This window comes from Rhizobium sp. LjRoot258, from assembly GCF_964254185.1.
Taxonomy (GTDB): Bacteria; Pseudomonadota; Alphaproteobacteria; order Rhizobiales; family Rhizobiaceae; genus Rhizobium.
This window is the reverse complement of record NZ_CAXUST020000002.1, coordinates 906,790-932,353: the sequence shown is the minus strand read 5'-3', so window position 1 is coordinate 932,353 and position 25,564 is coordinate 906,790. Positions and strand designations below refer to the sequence as shown.

General features: G+C 59.6%; 30 protein-coding genes and 3 pseudogenes. 20 read left to right on the top strand and 13 right to left on the bottom strand.

Going from position 1 to position 25,564, the window contains the following annotated elements; genetic code table 11:
* Positions 1-7: 7 nt before the first annotated feature.
* The 3 genes and pseudogenes from ACSQ9D_RS25260 to ACSQ9D_RS25250 all read right to left on the bottom strand — a co-directional run.
* A pseudogene (locus tag ACSQ9D_RS25260) lies at positions 8-1,004 on the bottom strand (cation:proton antiporter); the annotation flags it as partial.
* 544 nt (positions 1,005-1,548) lie between these two features.
* Positions 1,549-1,800 (bottom strand): hypothetical protein, encoded by a 252-nt coding sequence (locus ACSQ9D_RS25255; protein WP_436284613.1) that lies wholly within the window; start codon positions 1,798-1,800, stop codon positions 1,549-1,551.
* Positions 1,801-1,854: 54 nt separating this feature from the next.
* A complete protein-coding gene (locus ACSQ9D_RS25250; RefSeq protein WP_436284612.1) occupies positions 1,855-2,331 on the bottom strand; it encodes an Hsp20 family protein in 477 nt (158 codons plus the stop codon).
* Between the two features lie 614 nt (positions 2,332-2,945).
* Between ACSQ9D_RS25250 and ACSQ9D_RS25245 the strand changes: the two genes are divergently transcribed.
* A complete protein-coding gene (locus ACSQ9D_RS25245) occupies positions 2,946-3,644 on the top strand; it encodes a glycosyltransferase (RefSeq protein WP_436284611.1) in 699 nt (232 codons plus the stop codon).
* A gap of 3 nt (positions 3,645-3,647) precedes the next feature.
* Positions 3,648-4,169 (top strand): acyltransferase, encoded by a 522-nt coding sequence (locus tag ACSQ9D_RS25240; RefSeq protein ID WP_436284610.1) that lies wholly within the window; start codon positions 3,648-3,650, stop codon positions 4,167-4,169.
* On the opposite strand, the gene ACSQ9D_RS25235 is transcribed toward ACSQ9D_RS25240, so the two are convergent.
* From ACSQ9D_RS25235 to ACSQ9D_RS25225, 3 genes are all read right to left on the bottom strand, one after another.
* Positions 4,150-4,665, bottom strand: a complete 516-nt coding sequence (locus ACSQ9D_RS25235; protein ID WP_436284609.1) for a membrane-anchored protein — start codon at positions 4,663-4,665, stop codon at positions 4,150-4,152. The two genes, ACSQ9D_RS25240 and ACSQ9D_RS25235, sit on opposite strands and share 20 nt — an antisense overlap.
* A 1,075-nt stretch (positions 4,666-5,740) precedes the next feature.
* Complete coding sequence (locus ACSQ9D_RS25230; RefSeq protein WP_436284608.1) at positions 5,741-5,989, bottom strand: hypothetical protein; 249 nt, start codon at positions 5,987-5,989, stop codon at positions 5,741-5,743.
* A 67-nt stretch (positions 5,990-6,056) separates the two neighbouring features.
* On the bottom strand, positions 6,057-6,467 hold the full coding sequence (locus ACSQ9D_RS25225) for a hypothetical protein (protein WP_436284607.1): 411 nt from the start codon (positions 6,465-6,467) through the stop codon (positions 6,057-6,059).
* A 274-nt stretch (positions 6,468-6,741) separates the two neighbouring features.
* Between ACSQ9D_RS25225 and ACSQ9D_RS25220 the strand changes: the two genes are divergently transcribed.
* Positions 6,742-6,969: a hypothetical protein gene (locus tag ACSQ9D_RS25220; protein WP_436284606.1), complete on the top strand. Its 228-nt coding sequence runs from the start codon at positions 6,742-6,744 to the stop codon at positions 6,967-6,969.
* A gap of 1,160 nt (positions 6,970-8,129) precedes the next feature.
* Here the strand turns inward: ACSQ9D_RS25220 and ACSQ9D_RS25215 are convergent.
* Complete coding sequence (locus tag ACSQ9D_RS25215) at positions 8,130-8,684, bottom strand: cytochrome c (protein WP_436284605.1); 555 nt, start codon at positions 8,682-8,684, stop codon at positions 8,130-8,132.
* A gap of 25 nt (positions 8,685-8,709) precedes the next feature.
* Here ACSQ9D_RS25215 and ACSQ9D_RS25210 point away from each other — a divergent pair, with 25 nt between their 5' ends.
* Together ACSQ9D_RS25210 and ACSQ9D_RS25205 are read left to right on the top strand one after the other, a co-directional pair.
* Positions 8,710-8,892, top strand: a complete 183-nt coding sequence (locus ACSQ9D_RS25210; RefSeq protein WP_436284604.1) for a hypothetical protein — start codon at positions 8,710-8,712, stop codon at positions 8,890-8,892.
* A gap of 53 nt (positions 8,893-8,945) precedes the next feature.
* Positions 8,946-9,449 (top strand): cytochrome b, encoded by a 504-nt coding sequence (locus ACSQ9D_RS25205; protein ID WP_436284603.1) that lies wholly within the window; start codon positions 8,946-8,948, stop codon positions 9,447-9,449.
* Here ACSQ9D_RS25205 and ACSQ9D_RS25200 read toward each other — a convergent pair.
* Positions 9,432-9,872, bottom strand: a pseudogene (locus ACSQ9D_RS25200) (YqaA family protein). The gene ACSQ9D_RS25205 and the pseudogene ACSQ9D_RS25200 sit on opposite strands and share 18 nt — an antisense overlap.
* 159 nt (positions 9,873-10,031) lie before the next feature.
* Between ACSQ9D_RS25200 and ACSQ9D_RS25195 the strand changes: the two are divergent.
* The 7 genes from ACSQ9D_RS25195 to ACSQ9D_RS25165 all read left to right on the top strand — a co-directional run bounded on the left by ACSQ9D_RS25195 (position 10,032) and on the right by ACSQ9D_RS25165 (position 14,912).
* The gene (locus ACSQ9D_RS25195) at positions 10,032-10,430 is read left to right on the top strand and encodes a hypothetical protein (protein WP_436284602.1); all 399 of its coding nucleotides are present in this window, start codon (positions 10,032-10,034) and stop codon (positions 10,428-10,430) included.
* Between the two features lie 89 nt (positions 10,431-10,519).
* Entirely contained in the window at positions 10,520-10,747 is a 228-nt protein-coding gene (locus ACSQ9D_RS25190; RefSeq protein WP_436284601.1) for a hypothetical protein, read from the top strand.
* Positions 10,744-12,210 carry a TolC family protein gene (locus ACSQ9D_RS25185; protein ID WP_436284600.1) on the top strand — a complete coding sequence of 489 codons (1,467 nt, stop codon included), beginning with the start codon at positions 10,744-10,746 and terminating at the stop codon, positions 12,208-12,210. Before ACSQ9D_RS25190 ends, ACSQ9D_RS25185 begins: the two co-directional genes overlap by 4 nt.
* 14 nt (positions 12,211-12,224) lie before the next feature.
* Positions 12,225-13,571, top strand: a complete 1,347-nt coding sequence (locus tag ACSQ9D_RS25180) for a multicopper oxidase family protein (RefSeq protein ID WP_436284599.1) — start codon at positions 12,225-12,227, stop codon at positions 13,569-13,571.
* Between the two features lie 34 nt (positions 13,572-13,605).
* Positions 13,606-14,085, top strand: coding sequence for a cupredoxin domain-containing protein (locus tag ACSQ9D_RS25175; protein WP_436284598.1), 480 nt, complete (start codon positions 13,606-13,608; stop codon positions 14,083-14,085).
* Between the two features lie 22 nt (positions 14,086-14,107).
* Positions 14,108-14,395, top strand: coding sequence for a copper-binding protein (locus ACSQ9D_RS25170; protein ID WP_436284597.1), 288 nt, complete (start codon positions 14,108-14,110; stop codon positions 14,393-14,395).
* Positions 14,396-14,450: 55 nt separating this feature from the next.
* A complete protein-coding gene (locus ACSQ9D_RS25165) occupies positions 14,451-14,912 on the top strand; it encodes a DUF411 domain-containing protein (protein ID WP_436284596.1) in 462 nt (153 codons plus the stop codon).
* Positions 14,913-14,946: 34 nt separating this feature from the next.
* Here ACSQ9D_RS25165 and ACSQ9D_RS25160 read toward each other — a convergent pair whose 3' ends face one another.
* The 3 genes and pseudogenes from ACSQ9D_RS25160 to ACSQ9D_RS25150 form a co-directional block, all read right to left on the bottom strand.
* Positions 14,947-15,315, bottom strand: a complete 369-nt coding sequence (locus ACSQ9D_RS25160) for a hypothetical protein (protein WP_436284595.1) — start codon at positions 15,313-15,315, stop codon at positions 14,947-14,949.
* A gap of 94 nt (positions 15,316-15,409) precedes the next feature.
* Positions 15,410-15,844, bottom strand: a complete 435-nt coding sequence (locus tag ACSQ9D_RS25155) for an EF-hand domain-containing protein (RefSeq protein WP_436284594.1) — start codon at positions 15,842-15,844, stop codon at positions 15,410-15,412.
* Positions 15,845-15,948: 104 nt separating this feature from the next.
* Positions 15,949-16,071, bottom strand: a pseudogene (locus tag ACSQ9D_RS25150) (cation transporter); the annotation flags it as partial.
* Between the two features lie 504 nt (positions 16,072-16,575).
* Between ACSQ9D_RS25150 and blh the strand changes: the two are divergent.
* The 7 genes from blh to ACSQ9D_RS25115 all read left to right on the top strand — a co-directional run bounded on the left by blh (position 16,576) and on the right by ACSQ9D_RS25115 (position 21,669).
* Complete coding sequence (blh, locus tag ACSQ9D_RS25145) at positions 16,576-17,871, top strand: bifunctional sulfur transferase/dioxygenase Blh (RefSeq protein ID WP_436284593.1); 1,296 nt, start codon at positions 16,576-16,578, stop codon at positions 17,869-17,871.
* Between the two features lie 44 nt (positions 17,872-17,915).
* Entirely contained in the window at positions 17,916-18,212 is a 297-nt protein-coding gene (gene bigR / locus ACSQ9D_RS25140; protein WP_436285166.1) for a sulfite-sensing transcriptional repressor BigR, read from the top strand.
* Positions 18,205-18,615, top strand: coding sequence for a YeeE/YedE family protein (locus tag ACSQ9D_RS25135; RefSeq protein ID WP_436284592.1), 411 nt, complete (start codon positions 18,205-18,207; stop codon positions 18,613-18,615). The genes bigR and ACSQ9D_RS25135 overlap by 8 nt, the downstream gene beginning before the upstream one ends.
* On the top strand, positions 18,612-19,046 hold the full coding sequence (locus ACSQ9D_RS25130) for a DUF6691 family protein (protein ID WP_436284591.1): 435 nt from the start codon (positions 18,612-18,614) through the stop codon (positions 19,044-19,046). Before ACSQ9D_RS25135 ends, ACSQ9D_RS25130 begins: the two co-directional genes overlap by 4 nt.
* Positions 19,043-19,813, top strand: coding sequence for a sulfite exporter TauE/SafE family protein (locus ACSQ9D_RS25125; protein ID WP_436284590.1), 771 nt, complete (start codon positions 19,043-19,045; stop codon positions 19,811-19,813). The genes ACSQ9D_RS25130 and ACSQ9D_RS25125 overlap by 4 nt, the downstream gene beginning before the upstream one ends.
* Before the next feature lie 119 nt (positions 19,814-19,932).
* Positions 19,933-20,214 (top strand): hypothetical protein, encoded by a 282-nt coding sequence (locus tag ACSQ9D_RS25120; protein WP_436284589.1) that lies wholly within the window; start codon positions 19,933-19,935, stop codon positions 20,212-20,214.
* Positions 20,215-20,289: 75 nt separating this feature from the next.
* Positions 20,290-21,669, top strand: a complete 1,380-nt coding sequence (locus ACSQ9D_RS25115) for a DUF882 domain-containing protein (RefSeq protein ID WP_436284588.1) — start codon at positions 20,290-20,292, stop codon at positions 21,667-21,669.
* A 299-nt stretch (positions 21,670-21,968) separates the two neighbouring features.
* On the opposite strand, the gene ACSQ9D_RS25110 is transcribed toward ACSQ9D_RS25115, so the two are convergent.
* Complete coding sequence (locus tag ACSQ9D_RS25110; RefSeq protein ID WP_436284587.1) at positions 21,969-23,054, bottom strand: YihY/virulence factor BrkB family protein; 1,086 nt, start codon at positions 23,052-23,054, stop codon at positions 21,969-21,971.
* Between the two features lie 635 nt (positions 23,055-23,689).
* Here ACSQ9D_RS25110 and ACSQ9D_RS25105 point away from each other — a divergent pair.
* Positions 23,690-23,920, top strand: a complete 231-nt coding sequence (locus ACSQ9D_RS25105; RefSeq protein WP_436284586.1) for a hypothetical protein — start codon at positions 23,690-23,692, stop codon at positions 23,918-23,920.
* 100 nt (positions 23,921-24,020) lie between these two features.
* Here the strand turns inward: ACSQ9D_RS25105 and ACSQ9D_RS25100 are convergent, their stop codons facing one another.
* Complete coding sequence (locus tag ACSQ9D_RS25100; protein ID WP_436284585.1) at positions 24,021-25,256, bottom strand: DUF763 domain-containing protein; 1,236 nt, start codon at positions 25,254-25,256, stop codon at positions 24,021-24,023.
* Positions 25,257-25,564 lie beyond the last annotated feature (308 nt).

Here is a 25,564-nt window from a genome sequence, read left to right as displayed (position 1 = left end):
TTCTTAGGAATTTCATGACAGCATCGGAGGCGAACACCCAGGCAAACCGCGCGGCTACCAGCGTGACGAGGATCGCCAGTATCGGCAGGCCCATGGTCGCCACCACCGCGCCGAAGCCGCCACCGCGTTCAACAACGTCCCGCAGGGACAGCCCGATCAGTATGAAGACGGCAGCTTCCATCAGGAAGATCATCACGGTCCAGAAGGACGAACCTCGCATGCGTGTCGCCGCAGACAGAACGGTGTGCTGGTGCCAGGTCGCGATCAGGCCCGTGGTCACCGTGGCAATGACACCTGAAACATGCAGGAATTCTCCAAGAAGATAGGCAATCCAGGCTAGAAGCACTGTGGCGGCGATGATGAGATATTCGTCGCCCAGGCGCCGGACGAACCTGACCCACACGGTACCGATGGCAACACCAAAGAGCCCCGCCGCATGCCAGAAGCAAGAAATTGCCAACCGCCTCAACTGTGCTGAAGGCGCCGGTTGCGGCGGCGGAAACGGCGAAACGGAAAAGCACCAGACCGCTCGCGTCATTCAAAAGGCTCTCGCCTTCCAACAGAATTTGGAGCCGCCGGGGCAGTGTTACCCGCTCCAGTACCGCGCGCGCGGAGACCGCGTCAGGTGGCGATACGATCGCACCAAGTGCCGCACAGGCGGCCCAGGGAAGCGACGGAATGAGGAGATGGGTCACAACTGCCACGACGGCGCAGGTGAAGAACACCGCGCCGACGGCAAGCGAGGTAATGCCGATCACATGGCGTCGCAGCCTTGCGACGGCGATGGACCAGGCGCCGTCCAGCAGCAGCGGCGGCAAGAAGATGACGAGCACCAGCGCAGGATCGACAGTGATCGCCGGCAGTCCCGGCAGAAACGCAAGCAGCGCGCCACCTGCGAGCAACGCGACGGATGGTGGGAGTCCAAACTTTTGGGCGGCATAGTGGAGCGCGATGATTGCAAGATACATCGCGATCACCAGCTCGAATAAGTGAGTTCCATCCATGCTTGCTCCCCCACGGTCTGTATTGCGACCCAGTCCTATCAAAGGAAATGTGCAGTCAAAGTGCAACTCGGTTCGGGAGCATAAGCTAGGTGTCAAGGGCATATGAGAGGTGCAGCGCGAACACCAACGAGCGGCGGCCGCAGCGTGTCTGCCTTGAGGTGATGGCTGTGCGCGTTTGCCTCTCGCGGTTCGTGTGGCCCTGGAGCTTCCGCGCTTAGGTGTGTCCTGGGAGTTCTCGCGTCGGGGTGAACCGCTTGCATGTGGCCAGCACCGGAATCTGGAAATAAGCGTGGTACCGTGCTTGCCGGAAGCGGGAGACAGCGCCGCATCATCGACCAGAGGCAAACGCAAAAGGTTCAGGCCGACCGACACGCGCACCTGATCGCGCTAAGCGGATAAGAACTTCACACCTGTCTATAGGCAAAGGCTTCCGACGCAGCCCTATGCCTAACTTCGCCCTGAAGGGACGTCGCCTGCGATGGCAGCATCCCTTCAGAAAGCCACAAGGACACAGTCGCCCGATGATCGCGGGCAACCGGCGACACTATTTTGTTGGGGTCGCCATCGGCTTGTAGCTTCCGCACAGGCTTCGCGCATTCTCGACCATGACCTTGAGGCGCGAGGGATCACGCACGCCCTGCTGATAAAGATCAATCACGACTGCAGCGATGCGTCCGGCCTCTTCCGACTCCTTGGCCACCCCCATCTCCTTCAGCAGTTCGTCGAAAACGGACTGGCAGGCGGCGAGGTCCTGAGCATCGAAAAAAGCCGGTGTTTGAACGTTGATCGTCTTCATTTCGAGGTACCCTATTGAGCGATGCCGCCGTGGTCGGGCGGCGCGTCCAGTTGTTTAGGCGACCTGTTGTTCTTCAGCGTCGATCTGAAGCGGCGTTGTCTGGGGCTGACTGCCGTCGCCGATCGCGATCTTCCGCGGCTTCATTGCTTCGGGGATTTCGCGCTTCAGATCGATGCTCAGAAGACCATTCGTCAGCGAGGCAGTCTCGACCCTGACATGGTCGGCCAGCTCGAAGCGCCGTTCGAATGCGCGCCCGGAAATGCCGCGGTGCAGGTAGTCCACGTCTTTCTCCTCGGGCTTCTGTCCCGTCACGATGAGGACGTTGCGCTCCTGCGTGATGTCGAGGTCGGCGCCGGCAACACCGGCCACCCCCATCTGTATGCAGTAGGCGTCCTCGCTCGTCTTGACGATGTCGTAGGGCGGCCAGGCGTCGATGGCCTGCGGGCGCTGGGCATTGTTGAGGAGATTGAAGACACGGTCGAAGCCGATGCTGGACCGATACAGCGGTGCGAAGTCAAATTCGTTTCTCATAACCAAATCCTCCGTAAAGCGAGATGGAATGGAGACGCGTCGGAAACCTGCGTCCCCGGCTTTCCGGCCCCCTATTGGGCTGCCGGCAAACATCGATTTGGTTTGCGTTTTTTTCAGATTCAAGAGCGCCTTCAAAAAAGATTGTGATCTTTCCGGGCGGATGATCAGAACCCTCTTGAATCCTGAAAACGTTGAAACAATCTCTCATGCTGCCTGGCGTTTTCTTCAACTGTTGGAGGTTTTCAGGAGATCTGCCCATGACACATGTCCGACACCCCCTCGGTCACGTCCCACGACGGCATCGAGGCCATTTCGGCATGGCGTATCCTGCATCCCAGCGACAGTTTGCCCAACCCGCCGATGCGTTTGCAGCACCCGGCATGTCAACGCAGGAAAAGCGCGCGATCCTCGCCCCATGGGCATCGCGGCTGCCTTTCACTACGCTTCCTCCAATTCATAAACGGCCCCATTATCCTGCACTCGCGCATGCCCTTAAAGGGACGCGTGCCGCAGCTTGCCGTCCCGCGTCTTAGCGCGACGACCCGACCGGGGCCTTGACTTTGCAACCGTTCGTCGTCCACCTTCAGCGCGGCGAAGCTCAAGGGAGAAGGCTTGTGGCTGAACTTTCGGTCTACATCGGGTGGGATTCACGCGAAGATATCGCCTACGAAGTTGCGAAAGCATCGCTGCTCGAACATGCGTCGATCGATGTCGATGTCTTCCCAATCAAGTTGCAGGAGCTTGTTGAACAAGGTATCTACACGCGGCCTGTCGATCCGCTCGCGTCTACAGAATTTACCTATTCACGCTTTTTCACTCCATGGCTTGCCGACTATAGCGGCTGGGCACTTTTCTGCGATTGCGATTTTCTGTTCTTTGGGGACGTTGCCGACTTGCTGCAGTATCGCGATGAAGACCAAGCCGTTGCATGCGTTCATCATGACTACACGCCAAAAGAAGGCGTAAAAATGGACGGAAAGATCCAGACAAGTTATCCGCGGAAGAACTGGTCGTCATTCATGCTCTTCAATTGCGGCCATCCCTCCACCCGCAAATTGACCCCACAACTCATCAACGCGGAAACCGGTGCCTTCCTTCACCGTCTTCAATGGGCCGATGACCGCGAGATCGGAGAAATTCCGGAAGAGTGGAACTGGCTGGAGGGGTGGAGCTCAAAACCGTCCACGGGCTACCCGAAGGGTGTCCACTACACCAACGGAGGTCCATGGTTCAGCAATTGGCAGGATGTCGAGTATGCACAGCAGTGGCTGGATAAAGCGCTCACGATCGATCCGAACTTCGCCCCGGTGTAAGCAGTGAACCTTGGCGCGCTCGTCAAATTTTTCTCGGTTTTCTCCAGAGGGAGCCTCACGATTGGGGCCAGACCCAAAATGCTGTATTGGCCGCGTTTCAGGTGGCGGAAAGGAACAATTGCAATCGGCGATCGCGTATCGATGCGCTACGGCGTCGTGATCGACGCGCAAAGCGGACGCGTCGAGATCGGAAACAATGTTTCGCTCAACGACTTTGCGGTGCTGCTCGGCCACGGGGGCATCCGCATCGGCAACGGCGTACGGATCGCAGCGCAAACCGCAATTGTTTCCTTCGAGCATGGTTTTGATGATCCGACCGCCCCCATCAAAGAGCAGCCGTTACGCAAAGCGCAGGTCGTGATTGAGGACGATGTTTGGATCGGCGCCGGCGCAAAAATTTTGGCTGGAGCTCATATCAGTCGCGGTTGCGTCATTGGAGCCAATAGCGTGATCAAGGGAACGACGGTTCCGGGTGGCATCTACGTCGGCGCACCGGCTCGACTGGTCAGACTGCGTGGCCGTTGAATCCCCTCGAGTGCTTGAGAGGCCAAAGCGCCAGGTTCGTGGACTGAGCGACGTGCGGGTCGGCCGTAAAGACCGGCAACCTCTGCTCGCTGAATATCTGTAGCGCTAGCAGATCGGTTTCCCTGTGCATGCGAGAAAGATTCAGCGAATTGTATTTGTGACCTTTGGAGAGTGGATCGATCCCGGTGAGAATGACATTCGCCGCCCCGCTATTGATCGCCAGAGCTGCCCCGACGATGCCATTCGACCACTTGCCCTCTCCTTCCAACTCCAAATTCAATCTTCCTGTCATCCGATGCATCAAGGCTATGCGCTCATGACGGCTGATCAGCATCAATTCGTCGTAACGGTAGTCGAATGCGTCAAGTCCTCTCAGGAGCCGGTCGAGCTCGTGTCGCCAGTTGAGGACGCAAAGCAGACCAGTTTTCGTATGTTGAAGTACTCTGCGAACCTCGACAGCGGCGGGATTGGGTCCTTCAATTTGATTGAATTGCATCAATGTCACGTCGGGCGGCCTGGTCAACCAACCCTCAGCAGCCACCTGCGAGGCGTTTATCGTCAATACCCGAAATGAATCGTCCCAGCCGTGAGCCTTCGTGGAGAAGGGCGCGGAACCCACGACAACGACGTTTCTTCCGAAAAGAAGTCGCTTTAAATTGGGAACGCGCGGAGCCGCCAACCGATACCTTAGCCAGCGGTTCAAATAGCGCTTACCGCGCACCAGCTCTTCCAAATATGACATGTCGCCCTACAAAGTTTGTGGATTACATCGCACTCTTCATTTTAAGCTCGGCTATTCATGCAAATACATACGGCCACGCTTGCGAGCCGCACGGCGTAATCAGTCCCATCTAGCTAATTATTATGATGACTATGTAAGTCATCGCCATAATTGCAAGAAGTAATCCCGGTCGCAACACACCGCTCTCCTAGTGCACGAGCCGATCCGAATAACCCTTTGATATTGCCGGTTGCACGCCCTGCCTCAATGCGTGACGTGAGCAGCACCATTGCACAGACTATATCTCGTCGCGGGGATTTCGTATCGATAACTGACGGTGCAACCGGGCGCATGCGCCGATGTCATCTTCGATTGCAACGATGGCAACGGTCTTCCCGTACCGCGCCGAAAAATAGTCGCGCTCTATTTCTGCCTGTGCCAGGCTTCTAGCAATCATACAGATTTCAGACTCACGAACTACCGCATATTGCATAGTCGATGTCCCCCACTTCGATGGCTCGACACCTAGAATGGCTCAATGTGTCCGAAAAATCAACTTTACGGCGAGAGGGACGCTATCGGAACGATGCGGCGCCCTAGCCACGAGCGAGGACAGGCAGTAGATCTCCGCCTCCCCGGTTAAAGGAGAGGTAGTGGGTGACGATGCGGGTTTCAGCGATGTTTTCATCGATATACTCGTGGAATCAAAGCACGCCGCGACCTGACGTCGGGTAGACAAATCACTTCGGTATTGACTTGGATTTTGGGACTCTATTGGAGAGACACATGTCGTAGCAACGGATGCAGTCCGCTCTACCGATGCCGGTTTCGTCTCTGGGCGTCGCAGCCCCTACTGCAGGGTCGCGCAATCCGTATACCTATGAGCCATCTCAGGACGTAGCTCGAACATCCGGCGGAGCAGCCGCGCTGCATCGTCCATGATGAAGACGAGGTCCGTAAGGCGCTCGAGCTCCGTATGAATTCGATGTGCCTCGACGTCGTCGAGACTTCCAATTGCGATCAGCCTTTTCGCCTTTTCAATTAAGCGTTCCGTCCGGGCCACGATGTCCAGGCTGTTGCATATAATGACGTCGAGCATACGTCTCCCCTCGCTTGCGAGATGCAAGCGTGTCGGAGAATCGATCAACTCGCAATCCCTCGTCCAGTTAGAGACGGTCGCGGATACGGTCGTACAGATCGCGCATTTCGTCGAGCGCCCGGTCGTAACGCGAGCGAGGCGTGGATGAGCGGATCCCAGCGATCGCAAAGGCAAACGCCCCGGCGACGGCCGCGACCGCCAGGAGTGATGAAACAGGATAGAGCTTAACCGTTGCTTCGGTCTGCCGTGCGGCCTGCATTGCGCCACCCTTTACCGATCGCGCGGCGGCGGAGATCTCCAGCCGCAACGACTCCATCTGCTTGCGCAGGGCGCGGATTTCTTCGCGAGGATCATAGTCCGGCTGCGGTGGGATGCCAACCGAGGCGGTGTTCGTATCGACCGCCCTAGGGACCGGTTCGCCGATCTTGGCACCTTCGGAAACCGCGGGCGCGGTTGCGGTACGTTTACGAGGCGGCATGGCGGTCTCCGTGATGTAGTCTGTCTACGTTAATTGGAGCAGCCGGTACTGCCTTCAAGCGCGCGAGCCTGCAGGCCCGCTCCAGATCGTCTGAGACATAACCAGGGCGGCTGCGGCTCTCAGGGTCCTCGCCCTGTCCAAATCCTCCCCGCTTCCCCCTCGTCGGGGTTCTTCCGCCACGGAATTTTCGATGGAACCTTGCTTACAGGCATCGGGAACAATGACCCCCTGATCTCGTTTTGCCTCTTGGCTATCGCTAAACATCGAGGCAACCATGTGGGCCATCCTGATCGGAGCCGTTCTCGTGATCGGCGGGTTTCTTTACCTCTTCCGACAAGCACTCAGCAGGCGATTGAGTGAACCACACGAATTGGTGCATGGTAGCCAAACGCTCGAACCGCAGCATCAAGGACTCCGCTTTCTCGGGCTATCAAAGAACTGGCCGGGCATAGTGACCATCGCTCTCGGCGCGCTTCTATTGGCTTTCGGTGGATATTTATGATGCATCGACAGCGCTTTACCACGCTTGCCCGCCTCATCTAACTGCGGCTACCAACCTGCAACCGACGTCCTAGGACAGACACCGCCGAAAGAGACATCGAAAAGCCTGCGATATTCGTGCCAGTCGCAATGTCTTCAATGTGGTTGGTTCCAAATAAATCCAATTCTCAAAATCCGCTCTCGCCTACGCCCGCTGCAGCCGCTCGATCCTGAGAGCGGATGGCAGCGCGAGGACGTGCAGCGCGCATTCTCACGGCCAGAAATACTGTGCGTCCTGAGTGTTCCATCGACGATCCGCGGTCCAGTGCGCCATGGCGAGCAAGTGTTCGTGCAAGCGGGACATGGGACGACCAGAAAGCACCCGAGGAAGGCGTGGGTGGGTCGGGTCGCGTGGGCTTTCGGCGCGTGAACGGGCGGCTCTTCAGTGGAAAGGAGAGGCTTGGAAAGTCGAGGCCTGGCCATCAAAGATGATTCATCAGGAAGGCCTAAAAAAGACTTGAACGAGGAAGCAGCTGTCGCTACTCTTTGCGTGTTACCGAGTGGTAGCGCTCTATTGGACCTTCAATCGCCCCGCCAACCAGCGGGGTATTTTTTGGCTAGCTGACCTTCTCCATCTCGGTCATGTCGTCGGGAAGGACATGAGTCCGCCTCGTTGGCGACATTACAACCGGCAACCATGCGTCATTGTCTTCTGTTGGCTCAAACACTGCGGAACGCTGAACAAGCCGATACGCTATTGGATTGAGCCGACGATGGAGTTCCCATGTCAGCCGCCACGCTTCGCAGAATGCCAATCTCGGACGACCCAAAGGGCAGCCCGAGCCCACGCATTGACGAAAGCGAGTTCAAGCGCGGGTTCCTCAATCAGTTCCAGGATCCGGTATACGGGCCGCTCAAAGCGGAGCTTTCCAAAGTCGCCGTGGCCACGTGGCATGCCTACGCATCATTCCCGCAAAAGCCCAAAGACGCCCAAGGCAGGTCTTGAATTCGTCGACGCCGATTGTGAGCTCACCATAGACTGGCTGGCTGCGCGTGAGGCGATACGCGTTGCGCGGCCTCACAACACATCTCCGTGAACCCGGCTTCCAATCCCGGAAGCGCCTGTTAAAGGTTGCACTCGGAAGCACAAGGCGAGCAATTCCCGGTTCTGAATGGTCGCCCTCATTCCATCCTGAACCTGGCGTGGCAGGTCGTGCAGGTCTGCAGCATGAGATGGAACGCGTGTTCCGCCGGCATCGCCGACAGTTCGTGCTCGTTGCGGACGTGAGTGCCGAGCGGGCCGCCGCCCATGGCCTCTCCAGGCTTCATGCGCATGCTGGCGGGCATCGGTCCGGGGTTTTTCTGCGCGGCGGCGTCCAGCGCGGCAGCGTAGTCGCGCAGGTCGTTCGCGATGCGGTCGAACCGGTCGCGCTCCTCGAGAATGTTCGGCCTGGCCTTCGACTGCGGGCTGGCGGCCTCGGACGCGAAGTGTCCGGAGAGAACGACGCCCGACCTCTCGCGGATGGTGTCGGCGGCCCACCTGAACTCGGCGGCCTTGTAGCTTGCCGGATCCTCGAACATGCCGGACATCGTCTTCGCCGCCGCGGCCATGGCCTTCATGTCCGCCTGTCGAAAGGCTACGACATCCTCCGCGGCCGGCGAGGCGATTGCCGTCATCAGAGCGGCTCCCACGATGGAGAGCAGTCCGAATCTGTTCAGGTAAGTAGTCTGTCTCATAAACGCTGCGTTCCGAATCCGCCCCATGCCACTTGTTACGGATATTCGTTGCTTCACCGGATATCCGTTCTCATCTGGGCAGGAAGAGGGCGAACGCCCTCCCCGATCACGCCGCCATCTTGCGGCAGCTATCGGCGCAGCAGCGGCAGGCGTCGACGCGGCTCTGCATGTCGCCGATCCGCTCGTCGTCGTCGGCACGACTTGCTGATGAGGAAGCGTTAACCGCCGCCGGCTAGTCTGCGCCTCTCGCGGGGAGGATCGATGAAAGGCGGTTATTCGCTGGCCCAGATAGGACTTCACTGGCTGGTCGCCCTCCTGGTGCCGGTCCAGTATCTGACGGGCGGCAGCATCGAGAGAACCCACCACGCCGTCCACATGGGCATGACGCCGTCGTACTCGGACGTCGTCCAGCACCACCTCCACAACTACGCAGGAATGGCCATCGGCTTGCTGATGGGCATGCGGCTGGTTCTTCGCATACTTCAGCCGCCCCAGACCGGCTCGCCCGGCTCATGGACCGATCGGGCCGCCACGGCGCTGCATCACGCCTTCTACGCAGCGATCATCGGACAGGTCTGCATGGGATTCGCCGCAAGCTACTTCTGGTTCGGGATCGCGCCGTACCACGTCGCCGGGTCGAGGATCATCCTGGCGATGGTCGCGCTGCATCTCGCCGCGGCGTGCTGGCACACGCTGGTCGCCCGTAGCGAGACGGTCGACCGGATGGTGTTCCCGCGCCGAAAGCGGTCAGCCAACAATCTGTAACGTGGTCGGCGTCAGCACGATATAGCGGCCCGTCTTGGCGACGAACACGAGGATCGTGAAAGGAAGTAGTGGGCTCGCTGAGCACTCCGGCGACAACCGTGAGAGCGTCTCCAAACACCGGCATCCAGGAAAAAGCAGCGTCCACTTTCCATATTTCCGGTACCAGCGGGACGAACGTTCGAGCGCCTCCTCCCCGACTGGAAACCAGTGCCGGTCCCGAAACCTTTCAACGCCACGGCCGAGGAACCAATTGACGATGCTTCCAAGCGTGTTTCCGACGCTGGCGACGGCGAGCAGAACCGGAACGGAGAACTTGCCGGTGAGAAGAAGACCGACCAGCACGGGCTCCGACTGCATCGGCAATATCGTCGTTACACCGAGGGCGGCGGCGAAAAGGCCGAAGTAGGATGCGAGATCGATCATAGTCAGAAAAGAACAGCTCCTGTTGACCTTACTACCGTTGGAAGCTCTAGCTGTGCATAACGTGATGTCCGCGCCACATAAAGGACTCGAACATCGACGACACATGGGTCCTAATTGAAATCGGGCTGCTTTGCATGTAGCTCGTTGGGAATGGGCAAGATGTACCGAATCACAGTGAGCAGGCTGCTCGTGATGATACGGCTGGTGATCATCGTATCACTGGCGGGGTACTCGCTGTCGAACGCCAACGCCGCCATGCACGGCTCCTCGTTCCCCGATCTGAAAGCCGTCGTATCGGACGTGATGCCGTCCCACGAAGGCCACGACATGACGGAGGCGGCCCATCACGGCCACTCGCATGGCGACGTATCCCACGATGACGATGGTGCGTCGAAGCTCGTCAAGCAGGAATGCTGCAAGGACTTCTGCGGCGGTTTTGGCATCATTTGTGCAAGCCCCGACGTCGGCGGACCCGTCGTGACCTCGATCCGGCAGTTCGTCGACGACCGGACGACTGTTGGCGAACTGCCGACCCTCGACCGTCCCCCGAATATCTGAATAGAGACGCACCCGCTTGATCGGGTCCAGTCGGTCGCCTGCCTTTTAGGCGAGCGCCCGTAGGCTATCTCTTATTCGGAAATTTCATAATGAAACCCTCGCTTTTCGTGGTGGGGCTGCCGCTTGTTATCGGCGGCTGCGCATCCACGCTTCCTCCCGACGTGGTGGCCTCCACCGCCGCGGTCGAACAACCGTCCGCGCGCCCAGCCGCATACCGGTCGCCGATCTCAGGCTACGTCGCCAGGCAGCCAGTCGATCCCAAGCCATGGCGCAGACAGAACGATCTGCAGGCTCCAGCGAATGGAGACGCCTCGTGATCGACCTTAGAAAATTAACGACGGTGCTGACATTCCCGCTGGTGCTGAGCGGCTGCGTCACAGGCGCCGAGTACTCCAGCCAGGAGGCGGGCTTCACCTCCGTCTCGAACAAGACCGCCACTGTCACTGCGAAGCAGACCGTCTGGATCCAGAACCAGAACCAGGCCCGGTCGGCCGCCGCGCAGGTCAGAAGCCTGCTCGCTCGAAAGAAGACCCTCGACGTCGAGACGGCCGTCCAGATCGCCCTGCTCAACAACAGAGGCCTCCAGGCCGCCTATGCCGATCTTGGCGACAGCGCTGCCGACGCCTGGCAGTCGACGATGTTCATCAACCCGACCGTCTCCATCGGCACGACGGGCATGGGCACGCCGGAACTGGAGGCGTTCAAGACGATCGAGGGGATGATCACGACGAACCTCCTGGCGCTCGCGACGAAGAGCCGGGACGTGGCGATCGCCGACACCCGCTTCCGGCAGGCGCAGTTGACCGCGGCCGTGAAGACGCTTCAGGTCGCCGCCGACACGCGGCGTGCCTGGATCAGGGCGGTGGCGGCCTTCGAGAACGTCGGGCAGCTCCAGCGCGCCCAGGCGACGGCGGACGCCGCTTCCGAGCTAGCGGAGCAGCTCGGCGAGACCGGCGCGATGACCAAGGGCGCCCAGGCCCGCGAACATGTGTTCGTCGCCGAACTTGCCGGAGAGACCGCGAAGGCCCGCCTGGCGGCCCGTCTCGCCAAGGAGGAGCTGACGCGGCTCATGGGCCTCTGGGGTTCCAACCTGGACTATCAGGTTCAAAACAGCCTGCCGCCGCTACCTAAATCCGTCGTCAGGCGCGACACTATCGAGGCCGAAGCACTCCGAAACCGGATAGACCTCCAGGTCGCAAAGCTCGAACTCGAAGCCACTGCCAGGTCCTATGGTCTGACCGAAGCGACGCGATATGTCACCGACCTCGAAATCCTGACCGGTTTCGAAACGGAACGGGAAATCGAGGACGCCGAGAAGAAGACTAGGACGACTGCCCAGGTCGAACTGGAGTTCGCGATCCCGATCTTCGACACCGGCAAGGCCCGGATGCGCAAGGCCGAAGTGGCCTACATGCGTGCGGCGAACCTGATGGCGGAGAAGGCCGTCAACGTGCGCTCGGAAGCAAGGTCGGCGTACGAGGCCTACCGCTCGAACTACGACATCGCGCGGCACTACCGCAACGACGTCGTGCCGTTACGCACCAAGGTCGAGGAGGAATCCCTGCTGACCTACAACGGCATGATCTCGAACACCTTCGAGCTGCTGACCGACACCCGCGACAAGATCAACTCCATCCTGCTTTCCGTCAACGCGAAGCGCGACTTCTGGCTGGCCGAAGCCAACCTCGCGCCTGCGATCTACGGCGGCGGCGCGACCAACGCGTCGGCAGAGACCGAGGTCACCGCTGCTTCCGAAAGCAGCGGTGGCGGCGGCCATTGAGAAAGGACATCACCATGTTCAACAGACGACAACTGTTCGGTGCGAGCGCGGCCCTGCTTGCGGCGGGAGCCTGGACGAAGACGTCGGCGATGGGCCTGCCCGACGCCCCGACAATGGAATCGGCGGACATGCAGCCGCCGCTCCACCCGACCTCGGGTCCGGACTACCAGCCGGTCGTCACCCTCAACGGCTGGACCCTGCCCCACAGGATGAACAACGGCGTCAAGGAGTTTCATCTGGTCGCTGAACCAGTCGAGCGCGAGATGGCCGACGGCATGACAGCCTACTTATGGGGTTACAACGGCCAGTCTCCGGGTCCAACCATCGAGGCAGTCGAAGGCGACCGCGTCCGCATCTTCGTCACCAACAAGCTGCCGGAGCACACGACGATCCACTGGCACGGCATGCTCGTGCCGTCGGGCATGGACGGCGTCGGCGGGCTGACGCAGCCGCACATTCCAGTCGGCAAGACCTATGTCTACGAGTTCGACCTCGTGAAGTCCGGCACCTTCATGTACCACCCGCATTCCGACGAGATGGTGCAGATGGCCATGGGCATGATGGGCTTCTTCGTCGTCCATCCGAAGGATCCGAAGTTCATGCGCGTCGACCGCGACTTCGTCTTCCTGCTCAACGCCTACGACATCGATCCCGGCTCCTACGTGCCGCGGATCATGGAGATGACCGACTTCAACATGTGGTGCTGGAACAGCCGGGTGTTTCCGGACATCAGCCCCCTCGTCGTTTCCAAGAACGACAGGGTGCGGGTCCGCGTGGGCAACCTGACGATGACGAACCATCCCATCCACATGCATGGCTACGACTTCGAGGTGACATGCACGGACGGCGGCTGGGTACGGCCGCAGGCGCGCTGGCCGGAGGTCAGCATCGACATTCCGGTCGGCGCGATGCGCGCCTACGAGTTCGACGCCAAGTACCTCGGCGACTGGGCCATCCACTGCCACAAGTCGCACCACACGATGAACGCCATGGGCCACGACATCCCGACCTTCATCGGCGCGGACAAGTCGAAGGTCGCCGAGAAGATCAGGAAGCTGCAGCCGGAATACATGCCCATGGGCACCAAGGGCATGGCCGACATGGGCGAAATGGAAATGCCCATCCCCGAGAACACCGTCCCGATGATGACCGGCTGGGGGCCGCACGGCCCGATCGAGATGGGCGGCATGTTCTCGGTCGTGAAGGTCCGCGAGGGCATCTCGGCGGACGACTACTCCGATCCGGGCTGGTACGAAAACCCGCCCGGAACGCAGGCCTGGGAGTGGACCGGCGAACTGCCGGACGCGACCAAGGCCAAAGACGCGAAAACCCAAATCACGCCAAAGCCGACAAACGGCTGAGGCCCAATCCTCCAAGTCAAAAAAGGATTTACGCATGAAGAACTATGTAATGGCACTGGCTCTCGCAGCGCTCGCATCGCCCGCCTTCGCCTCTGGCAACCACGCCGGCGGCCATGGCGAGAAGATGGCCATCGGCGAGCCTGGCGACAAGGCGAAGGCGACGCAGACGATCCGCGTTACGATGAAGGAAACCGACGACGGCAAGATGATCTTCACCCCCGCCGTCTTCAACGTCCGCAAGGGGCAGACGGTCAAGATCGCGATCAAGAATGCCGGAACCGTCGACCACGAGTTCGTGCTCGATCAGGAAGACAAGATTCTCGAGCATAAGGCGGTCATGGAGAAGTTTCCCGAGATGGAGCATGACGATCCGAATTCGATCCGCCTACCGGCCGGCCAATCGGGCGAGATCGTCTGGAAGTTCACCACCGACGGCGAGTTCAAGTTCGCCTGCCTGATCCCCGGTCACTACGAGGCCGGTATGCACGGCGACGTCACCGTCGCTGGAAAGTAACCCGCAAAAAGGAGCCTCAAGCATGAAAACTGCAATGATCAAAATAGGCGTAGCCGCCCTGCTTTCGGCCAGCGCGGCCTTCGGTGCGTTCGCTGAGGAATTCACCAAGGGGGTCGTCAGCAAGGTCGACGCCAAGGCGAAGAAGGTCACCATCAAGCATGAAGACCTGAAGAACCTCGACATGCCTGCGATGACCATGGTCTTCCGCGTCGAGGACCCGGCTCTGCTCGGAAAGCTGAAGGAAGGTTCGAACATCGAGTTCGTTGCCGAACGCGTGAATGGCAAGCTGACCGTCACCGAAGTAAAATAGCGGCCCCCTGCCGCCCGGATGGATCCGGGCGGCAGGACATCGAGGAGTGGAGACGATGCACAGGAGAAGCTTCATCGCAATGGCGGCATCCGCCCTGGCGTTCCTTGGCGCAGGGGTCCGCGCCGCCGCCCCGGCGAAGATGACGGTCTACAAGGATCCGGACTGCGGCTGCTGTCACGAATGGTCGAAGGCGATGGCAGCGGCGGGATTTTCCGTCGACGCCCGCGACACCGACGACCTTGCCACGGTCAAGGCGCGGCTGGGCGTGCCTGCCGACTTGGAGGGATGCCACACCGCCGTCATCGAGGAATACTACCTCGAGGGACACGTGCCGCTCGAGGCTGTCCAGCGCCTGTTGCGGGAGCGGCCGCCGGTCCGGGGACTGGCCGTGCCGGGTATGCCGTCCGGCTCGTTGGGAATGGGTGACGACCCGCAGGCGTCCTATGACGTCTATGCGATCCCATCGGGGACCGGAGCGCCATACGTGTTCATGGAAGTCCGCCCGCGGAAGGGCTGACGTCGCGATCGATCAAGCCATGGCGTACGACCGCTCAGGAAGCTGGGGCGGTGCAGAGCGCTGCCCAGAGATCGTGCTTCCAGTCGGTTCCCGGCCGCGCCGAAACGTCGACCGCATAGTCGGCGGAATTGATCCGCACCATCGCTGGCGAGACGCAGCGCACGCTCGCCTCGTGCCTTCCTCCGTCTCGATAGAGCACTGTCCCGCCACCGTCGAATTCTGACAGCGTGATGACGACGTCGAAATCGAAGGCCGGATCGCGGGCGGGCCCGCCCTCTTCCAGACTGAGGCTGACCGACCGGCTGCTGCCGAACGAAGCGGTGTGGAAGACGGCAAGCCCGGAGGCCGCCGACATCGATGCGCACTGCGCGAAAAGGATCAGAGACAGAAGGGTTCGGTGCATTTACCCCTCCCGTGGTCAATGCATTCTGAACCTATCATATCCTCGGAGGCTCCGCGACTATTCGCAGAGCCCGAGGCTGGATCCCCTCGGTCCGCTACGGCCGCATGAACGCCTGCAGCTCGTCGGTCGTGACCTTGCCGTCCTTGTTCGCGTCCACGCTGTCGAATATCCGCTTGTGGATCGCCGTCACCTCCTCGAAGGACAGCGCTCCGTCTCCGTCGGCGTCGGCGACCGCGAACATGATCTTCATCATGTGCCCGCGCATCGCCATCATCGGCATGCTCCCCATCATGCCGGGCTGCTGCATCATGCCGCGTCCCATCATCCCGCCTTGCATCATCTCGGAGCCGGGCATGCGACCCTGACCTTGCCCAGTCATGCCGTCGGTGCCGGAGGGTGGGGTCTCCTGCGACGAGCCGGTGGGATGATGAGGGTCGGCGCCGTTCGCCTGTGCTAGGGCGAAACCTATTCCGCCGAGCGTAATCAGCGTGGCCAGCAAGGCCGCATGTGGCAATCTTCTCATAGTCATGTCGCTTCTCCTTTAATGTGGTTTCTTCCTCCGCCTGCCTCCTGGGATCCTGCAGAGGACCGGCATTTGGAATGTCGTGTTCCGGCGGACGTGCCGCCGGGCACCTAGTCCAACGATGAGCGGCGCAGCCGCAGGGAATTGCCGATGACGCTGACGGAGGACAGCGCCATGGCGGCGGCCGCGATGATCAGTGAAAGCAGCGGCTCCAGGGCCGGATAGAGCACGCCGACAGGCGGTCATCATACCTCGTCCGGATCTTTTCGCGCTTCGGCAATTCGAGGGTGAGGTTTGCGACAGCACCATTGTTGGAGCTCGCCACGGCGATGAGGAAATCATGGAGAGCATGATCGATCCTAAACTGAGCAACCGCCCCCGCCGGCAGGCGTAAAGGCAGTCAGGGGATCCTCATAGCGTCGCGGAAGGACATGTAAGTCCGCCTCGTAGGCGACATGACAACTGGCAACCATGCGTCGTTGTCTTCTGTTGGCTCAAACATGTGAATGGTCGAAGGCAACGCCATCGTGAATGTTTGCATACGTGTTCACCATTGGAAATTCGGGCGTCTCGACGCCGCGATCCACAGTAAACGATCTGTCATGGTCTGAAGGCGGAAATCGATGGGACCACAGCTAGATACCGAGAACTCGCGTACGAGCTGCTGCCAGGGAGTTGACACCACAATATTATACATTATCATATATTGTATAATGTTTATCTAGAGGAAACCATTTATGAGAACGATCCGCATCAGCGACGCCCTAATCATCGCGGATCAACCGACCGAAACAGATATCATAAACCTCCGCGACCAGGATTTTGACACACTCATAAATCTGCGACCTGACGACGAAGAAGCAGACCAACCCGGCAGTCGCGTTGAACGAGCCGCCGCAGAGCTTGCCGGCCTCCATTACTCTTTCATCCCGGTCTCCGTGGCGTCTATCACCGAAGCCGACGTTGAGGCGTTCGGCAAGGCGTTGGAGCAAACACATGGCGGCGTCCTTGCGCACTGCAAGACCGGGACGCGCGCAGCGATCCTCTATGTCTTGTCCAAGGCTCTGAAGGAAGAAATGACCGACAGGGAGATAACGGAATTCGGTCAGTCCATCGGCATGGATCTAAGTCCCGCTAGCAAATGGCTAGCTCGACAACACGACCGGAAACCGGTGGTGAAGGGATTCTTCGATCAAAGAACATGGAGCGTTCAGTATGTCGTCTCCGACCCACAGACGCGCAAATGTGTCATCATCGATCCTGTGCTCGATTTCAACGAGGAATCAGGAGCGACATCAACCGAACACGCCCTCGAAATTCTCTCGTATATCGAAGCCAATGGACTGTCGGTTCAATGGATTCTCGATACCCACCCACATGCTGACCATTTTTCCGCCGCTCACTACCTTGCAGGACGCACGGGCGCACCGACGGCAATCGGCGAGAAGGTTGTCGATGTTCAAAGACTATGGAAGGACATTTACAACGTTCCGGACTTTCCGGCCGATGGCTCGCAATGGAGCAAGCTGTTTGCCGATGGCGAGACATTCAGCGTTGGAAACATTCCCGGCAAGGTAATTTTCTCGCCAGGTCACACGTTGGCGTCCGTGACCTATGTCATCGGCGACGCTGCGTTTGTTCATGACACGATGTTCATGCCAGATAGCGGGACGGCACGAGCCGATTTTCCGGGGGGCGACGCCCATTTGCTGTGGCGCTCCATGCAAACAATCTTGGGATTGCCGGAACAGACCCGCGTCTTCACCGGCCACGATTACCAGCCGGACGGTCGTGCGCCCCGGTGGGAAAGCACAGTAGGCGAACAGAGGGCGCTCAACCCACACCTCGCCGGCATGACGGAAGAACGCTTCGCCGAGGTCCGCCAGAAGAGAGATCTTACTCTCCCGATGCCGAAGCTGATCTTGCCATCACTACAGGTCAACATTCGCGGCGGCAGATTGCCTGAGCCGGAAGCAAACGGCACTCGCTACCTGAAGATACCGCTAGATGTTCTGGAAGGAGCCGCGTGGTGATTTCTACCATTAATGAGACAACCGCCCGAGGGACGCTCGGAACAATGGAGAAGAAGGCGGCGGAAGTTGCGGCTCTTCTCAAAACCCTTGCACATCCCGCCCGTCTGATGCTCGTCTGCACCTTGGTTGAAGGCGAGTTCTCTGTCAGCGAATTGGAGGAGAAGCTGGATATCCATCAGCCGAACCTCTCCCAGCAACTGAATGTTTTGAGAGATGCGGAGATCGTCGAGACGCGGCGCGAAGGAAAGCAAATCTTCTATCGCCTTACCGCGCGAAAAGCCGCCCTTCTCGTCGGCTCGCTCTACACGATATTCTGTGCCGAGGAGGCGACGAATGGGTGAGTATCTCCTTTCTCTTGTGGGTGGCGCGTTGATCGGTCTGTCGTCGGCAATGCTTCTCATCCTGAACGGTCGCATCGCAGGTATAAGCGGCATCGTCGGGCGTCTGGCTCAAGGCGTGAACTGGCAAAGCAATGCTGCCTTCCTCGTTGGCCTTGCGCTCGGCCCAGTTGCTTACCTTACTGCCACGGGGAAGTGGCCCGAGATTTTCATCCGGGAGCCGTTGCCGGTGGTAATCGTCGCCGGGTTGCTGGTCGGGTTTGGGACGAGAATGGGATCGGGATGCACCAGCGGCCACGGGGTCGTAGGTCTGGCCCGCCTGTCGCCACGGTCATTGGCGGCAGTCGTCTGCTTTGTCACGGCAGGGATGCTGGCGATAACAATCCTTCGGAGCCTCGGCGTATGAAAAATAACGCAATTCACACGATTGTCGCTCTTCTCTGTGGAACCGTATTTGGCATCGGATTGTCGATGTCCGGAATGTTGAATCCCGAACGGGTGCAGAATTTCCTCGATATCACCGGCCATTGGGACCCAAGCCTGGCATTTGTTCTGGGCGGTGCTGTCACTGTGGCTTTCGCGGGTATGTCTATCGTGCGGCGGATGAGACGCCCAGTCTACGAAAAGGAGTTCTTTCTCCCCGCAAGCAGACAGATTGACGTGCGGTTGATCATCGGATCAACAATCTTTGGAATCGGCTGGGGCCTCGGCGGGTTCTGTCCCGGTCCGGCGATCGCTTCGCTTTCAGTCGGCCTGATGCCTAGCTTCGTATTCGTAAGCTTCATGGTTATTGGAATGGTTTTGCACGATCGCCTGTTTGCAGGAAAACGATCATGACAGGCCAGACATTGTCGGCGATCTTCTCCGGCGGCCTAGTCGGCTTCGCGCTCGGCCTAGTCGGCGGAGGGGGTTCGATACTCGCAACCCCCCTCCTCCTTTATGTGGTGGGCATCGCGCAGCCTCATGTTGCAATCGGCACGGGTGCTCTCGCCGTTTCGGCCAACGCCTTTGCAAACTTAACCAGCCATGCCCTCAAAGGACACGTGTGGTGGCGTTGCGCGGTGGTGTTCGCAATTGTGGGGGCAATCGGCGCGTTCGCCGGATCGAGCCTCGGCAAAGCCGTCGATGCAAACCATCTGCTCATCTTCTTCGGGGTGTTGATGGTGGCCGTCGGCGCTTTGATGCTTCGCCCGAAGCGGGTAGCGACAGATCGACCGAAGCCCGTTGATGCAAAAATGTGCCTGCTAACCGGAGCCGTCGCGACTGTCGCCGGTGCCGCGTCAGGCTTCTTCGGCATAGGTGGCGGTTTCCTGATTGTGCCCGCCCTCATCTTTGCAACAGGAATGCCGATGATCAATGCGATCGGTTCGTCCCTGCTTGCGGTCGGCGTTTTCGGGCTTGCGACCGCCCTCAACTACGCGGGGTCCGGTTTGGTCGACTGGGGAGTGGCGGTCGACTTCATCGGCGGAGGTGTTTTAGGGGGCATCGTTGGCATGCTCGCCGCAACCCGACTTTCGAAATACAAGACCGCTCTAACAAAGATGTTCGCCGGTCTGATATTCGCTGTTGCCTTCTATATTCTCTATCGCAGCGTCGGCGATTGACACTGATGCCCCGCCAGGCCCGGATCGTGTCGGAGAGTTTGCGGCCTGCGTGACGGTGAATGAGGTTGCTGTGCGTTACGGACTGAAGCCGAGCCACGATCGAAGGTCAGTGTGAACGAGTGAAGCGGCAGATCCGCGAATTCGTCAGAAATCGCCACAAGATCGGCCACGGTACCCTCGAGATCGAAACCGAAGATGACCGGTGCGACCTTGAAGAAATTGATCGGACACCGCGTGGAATGAGGCGGTCGCCGCACCACCAGGTCGATCTCTGCCTGTTCCGCCGTGACCTCACCGCCATTTGGAAGACGGTATTCGCGTTTGAAAAGCTGGCCGTCCTCGGATGGTCCTGCAGCCTCAATTGGCTGCGCGTAAGCATCCGGCTGTTAGGAGTTTGTTGACCATAACGTGGCTTTACTGAGCGTGATGGATGCGGACGTTCCCGCACGTCGTCGAGTGTTCTGTGTAGGACGGGATTGGTCGTGTCGAAGTATCCAGTGAAAGGTTTCTCGGGTGGAGCCTTTGGCAGCGGGGTTGCAGCACTCCTGTCGCGTGTAGAACGGCTCGTCGCGCAGACCGTTCTGCCGGCTCTGTTCGCGCTCCCTGCGCTTATCGGTTCTGCATCTTTTGCCTCTGCGGAAGATCGTACGCTGAAGCTGTTCTTTACCCATACGGGCGAGAGGGCCACGATTACCTATAAGCGCGACGGAAGGTTCGACCCAAAGGGCCTGTCACAGATAAATCGGTTTCTGCGCGACTGGCGAAGGAACGAACCGACCCGGATGGATCCCCGGCTGTTTGACCTGGTCTGGGAAGTGTACAGGCGCAGCGGCGCGAAGGACTACATCCACATCGTCTCCGCCTACCGTTCTCCGACCACCAATAACATGCTACGCAATCGTTCGCGCACTACGGGCGTCGCCGAAAAGAGCCAGCACATGCTTGGTAAGGCGATGGACTTCTACGTTCCCGGCGTGAAGCTCTCGACGCTGCGTGCCCTTGCAATGCAGATGCAGGTCGGCGGGGTCGGATATTATCCAGCCTCGGGATCGCCCTTCGTGCATCTCGACGTCGGCAACGTCCGGGCTTGGCCCCGCATGTCTCGGCAAGAACTCGTTCGAATATTCCCGAACGGGCAGACCATGCATCTTCCAGCGGACGGCCGGCCTCTGCCGGGATATGACCAGGCAGTTTCAAACTACAGGAAGCGCGTGGGTCCCTCCTCCATCCAGATCGCCAGCACCGCTGGAGAAGATGATGACGCAGGAGCGTCAGCTGCGGCGAGCCGCGACGCCACGGACAGGCCCCTCTTGACGGCGCTCCTGCCCACGCCTCGAAGCCGCGCATTGAATGCGCTGGCCCTGCAGAGCGACGCGGTCGGGCGGGATGACGAACGGTTCCCCGTGGATCTTTCATCTTTCCCGATTCCGATACCGGCGATGCGACCAGCCTCCCTGAAGGGCGACGCAGGTACCGACGCCAAGCTGGAGACTGCATCGATCGGCCCAATCGGCGCGCTTCCAGACAGACGGACATCTGCATTGCAGACCTATGCCGGCTTCGAACCTTTCGCTGCCGCACACCGGGTCTCCCAGAACGGCGCGAACGTGATCGCCTCCCTGCCGATGACTGCTTCCTGGGAAGAGGCAGGTTTGTTCGGGTCCATTTCAGGCGCGGCGCTGATGAAATGGGCGCTGCACTCTCCTGGCGGGATGATTGAAATGAGAGCGCCTCGCCTTTCCCGCCGCACGGTTCAGCATGACCCGGATGCCGCGGCATCCAGCGCGGACATCATTCCCGTCGCCGCGACAGACCAGTTCGATGCCAACCGGTTTGCGTCACCCCCGGAGGGCTGACCGCAATCATCGCGGCTGGTAGTCTTGCGGGTCCTTCTCCATCACCCTCGCTCTGGTAGCCCGCCTCCTCATATCGTGGCATTCGCCACACAACCGGCCCGCAACTTGATCGAGCGATCCTGAGGAAGCAACCGATGTAGGCATTCCCCGCCGAAGGCAATCGGCAAAGACAGGGTCGACCTCCCTCTAGTCGGTTCCCTGCTCTTTTTGCGCGCTTCTCGCCTCGAACTCGAGGACGACGACGCCTTTCAGTGAAATGCCATTTCGCGATGTGGTTCCATGGTCTTCTTCGCCGTTGTCTACTTCAGGCGATCGGCAGTGTCGCCCAGTGTATCGGCGACATACGCACCGCGCGATCCCATCGGCAGCTCGGGCCCGGTCGTGGTGTCTTTCGCGGTCTGGTGTTCCAACTCCGCATTCAGTTCGCCGCCGACGATCAGGATCACGATCGAAAGCCAGGTCCAGACGAGGAATGCGATAAGCGTGCCGAGGGTCCCGTAAGTGGCGCTGTAGTCGGCGAAGTGGTTCATGTAGAACGAGAAGCCGACCGACATGGCAAACCATGACAGCGTCACGAGCACAGCACCCCAGGTCATCCAGCGGAATTTTGCCGGCTCCCGGCTTGGGCCGAAGCGGTAGACTGCGGTCACGATTGCACCGACGATCAACAGAAGCACTGGCCACCTTAGCAACAAGGCCATGTGTTCCTTGAACTGATCGAGCCAGAGGTAGGAAAGTACCGCCGGCATCACAGCGACCAGCCCGATCATGATCGCCGCGCATAGCGTTGCACAGAGCGTAAAGCACAAAGCGATAGCATTCAGTTTGATAAAGCTGCGCTTCTCCTTCTCTTCGTAGGCGACATTCATCGCATCGAACACCGCCAGCGTGCCGCTGTGAGTGCTCCAAAGGGCAATGCTCAATCCGACGATGAAGGTCACGCTAAGCGTGCTGTTGCGAGTTTCGACCAGGTTCTTGATTTGATCGGCAATAAGGTCAAAGGCGCCCGGCGGGAGCAGGCCGGCAAGTTCACGCAGATGATCGGACATTGTGACGGGATCGGCCATCAGACCATAAAGTGCGACCAATGCCGCAAGCGCCGGGAAGAGGGCAAGCAACAGATAGAATGTCACCCCTCCAGCGATGAGCGTCACCCGGTCGTCGGACACCTCTTTGACCACGCGGAAGAAGACGTCACGCAAACCTTTGATCGGTATGGCTTCTGGAACCGCGGCATTTCTTCCCCGCCCTGGTTCCAAAGGATCGATCGTTCGAACATCAGCCGGATTGAGATGCGTTCTGCCGAGAAGGATTGCGCCGCTCACAGCCGCGATCAATAAGACCGTGGCGGTTGACACCCTCTGGGACGGTGGCAGTCTTGGCATCGAGCAATTCCCGTTTCTCGCCAAGATTAACGCAGCTGTTCCCGAAAGGATGCGTTTGATCATCCATACAATTGCTGCCCCCGCTGCTTTGAAGGGCGCTTGCCGGTGTCGGCGACAGATACTGTCCTGCCTACCGGCCGAGACGCGGCGGAATGGCGCGCGGGAGCCGATGGAGCGCGCCTGCGATTTGCCGCGCGCTGAGCTCGCTTGAAGAACCGTGAAGCGACAGCGTCGCTGCACGAAATTGCTTTCCTCTGCCTTGTGCGGTTCACTGTTTCTTGACCGATTGTCGGCATAAGGGACGTGCGATTATTGGGCCGCACTGACGGGTGTTTGATGGTTCCCTCCATGCTATTTAGAATCTGGTCCGCGGTTGCCGTGTTGACCGCTCTTGTTGCCATCAACCCTTTTGGTAGAGACGTCGCCGATCCGATCACAACCGGCACCATTGAGCAGCGATAGCGGTAGCTCGAGGCATCGAAAGCGCGTTTCTGCCGTTACCCGCGCGTAAAAAGTTGTTCGCGCGGGGCTCAAAACCCGGTGCGATGCTCATTTACCGTCTTGCTTAAAATACTGACCACAGATCCTTTCATCATCCAGCGATCGCGATATGTTTGTCGTGGGGGGATCGAAACTTGGACAGATACACCATTCAACAGCAGGAAGACGGCAACTGGGCGGTCCTGGATCAGCAGAGGGGCGCGCTGATCGTTGACCCGATGATGACACAGACCACAACGCGTCTGAGCGCCCAGGCTCTCGCCGATCTCAAGAACGGCCTTCAGCCCCGGCGACAGGAGAAGATCCGGACACGGCTTGGTGCGATTGCGGACCTCGTGAGAAGACTTCGGCCCCGGAGTGCCTAGCATTCCGGCCTGCCGCTCAGCCTGTGCCGCTTATCTTGCAGTGAGCTTGAACTTCCTTGCAGGCTTTGCGATGGCGGGGATAGCCCCAACGTCGGGCGCCCTAACGTCTCTCCCAGCCAAAGACACTGCGTCCGCCGAAATGCTCTGAATCGCGAAACTCGCCGGCAATGATCTCCTTGAGGTCGGGGCCGGTGACGTATTGCTCCATCTGTCGTGACTGGATATCCAGGCGTTTTAAAGCAGCCAGTTCCTCCTCACGTCCGAGCTTGCCTTTGGAGATCGCCGATTTCATCACCCGGATGGTTTCGTCATATACCTTCAGCGGCACCGGAAACGGATGACGATCCTTGCCGCCATGGGCAAGCGAAAACCTGGCTGGATCGGAGAAGCGGCAGGGTGCTCCGTGCACCACCTCCGCCACCATGGCCAGCGCCTTTACCGTGCGTGCCCCAACGCCTGGCACGAGCAGCAGATCCTGATAGTCTGTCGGGCCGCGATCGGCAGCAGCGGCCAGACTTCCGTGCAGGCGCTTCATGACGATGTCGCCAGCGCGCACGTCGTGATGAGCCGGCATGACGAGATGCGGCAAGATCAACTGTTCGGCCACGACGGCTTCCGGCTCGGCGCTTTGGGCGAGTGCGCTTGCCTCCCGGGCGATGCCGTCGGGTCCGAGTGTTGCAAGGATGTCAAGCTGACCAAGCCGCGATCGATCTGCCCGCCGATCAGCGAGATTGATGATATTGCCCTGCCCACGCCCCTCGATCGCACGGTGGGGTGAATCGAGGAAACTCTCCAGGCCCTCCGACAGCCAATGATATCGCCTGGCCTGGCGCCTTTCGTCATTCATCCCCTGCTGCACGACGACCCATTTGCCGTCATCGGCAACGATGAACCCGTGCAGGTAAAGATCAAATCCGTCCTGAACGGCAGCGCTGTCCACCTTGGCGACCAGACGGCTGACGCCAGCAAGGCGAGCACCATCGATCCCGACGCGATATCCGATATCGACCAACTCTTCCGGCGTCTTGCGGGATTGCGCGCCTCGACCGCCGCAGACATGCAGGCCCAATTCGCCCGACAGCGGTTTTAGGCCTCGCTTGAGTGCCCCGATCACGCTGGTGGTGATACCAGAGGAGTGCCAATCCATTCCCATCACCGAACCGAAGGACTGGAACCAGAATGGGTGCGACAGGCGGCACAGGAACTCGTCGCGGCCGTAGTGATGGACGATAGCTTCGGCGATAAGCGCGCCGAGCCGGGTCATCCGATCGCTGAGCCACGGAGGAACCCGTCCGCCATGAAGCGGTAAGTCAGCACTGCCTGATCGTTTTGACATCTATTCGGTTTGCTCGTCTCGGTTCAGCTCGCTGCCTTGAGGCAGAGGTCGGATCGCCAGGCCAGTTGATCTTTCTCTGGCTCGCGCCTCGAAGCATATCGAGCCGATTGGCGCTATCGACACCATATTGCGGATTTTCCCGAAGGCGCGCAAGCAGGTGGCGCTGAAAGCCTTCGATCCATGGCAGGAACGTCCTGCAAGGCAGTATGCAACGTCAGCACGAACTCACTGGGTTGCGTCCGCGGGCCCACCAGCTGGCCGACGATCGATATGGGACAACAGCCCAATGCCTGAAAATCAAGCCCCCC